Genomic DNA, 747 nt, shown 5'->3' with positions numbered 1-747 from the left:
ATTGTTTGTATTGGGGTCGTGTTTATTGATGGTCGTTGTTGGAGTCATCGTTTTCATTTTGGCACGCTCACTAGAGTACGTTTCTTCAAGATATTTGAAGAAGAGTGAGTCGGGAGCTTCGCTTGCTGTGCAGGCGCTGGTATCTCAGCGCGGTAATACTTTTGCCCAATGTTTAGTGTATGCATTTGCCTTTTGTTTGTTTGCTTCGATTTTTATTGTTCGTGAATCACTCATTGCACAATGGCAGCAGCAAATACCAGAGAACGCTCCAAATCATTTCTTGATCAACATTACTGAGCCTCAAGTTAAGGGTGTGAAAGAGCTTTTGGCGAGCAATGGCATCAATGTTTCGCATATGTATCCAATGGTGCGAGGGCGAATGTCTCATATCAATGGCGAAGATGTGAAAGTTGCCGTCACAAAAGACGTTGCTGCGCTTAATCGTGAGTTGAATCTAAGCTGGGTTGAAGACATGCCTGAAGGCAATGAAATAGTTGATGGGGCATGGGTCAGTGATAGTGAGGGATTATCAGTTTCCGTCGAGCAAGAATTGACTGACAACATTGGTGTATCACTCGGCGATAGTTTGACCTTTAATGTCGCAGGTTTAGAAGTGGTCGCAACCGTTTCTAGTATTCGCAAAGTTGATTGGGAAAGTATGAAGCCGAATTTTTACGTCCTGTTTAAAGACGGGGCGTTGAATGACTTTCCAAACACTTATATTGCTAGCTTTTATTTGCCTGAAGA

The 747-nt window shown here is 43.0% G+C and carries 1 protein-coding gene; it reads left to right on the top strand.

Going from position 1 to position 747, the window contains the following annotated elements:
• Positions 1 to 127 precede the first annotated feature (127 nt).
• The coding region (locus A3738_RS07975) for an ABC transporter permease (protein WP_369819783.1) at positions 128 to 747 on the top strand (620 nt) is incomplete at its 3' end.

Source organism: Oleiphilus sp. HI0066, from assembly GCF_001635725.1.
This window is presented reverse-complemented; position numbering and strand designations above follow the sequence as displayed.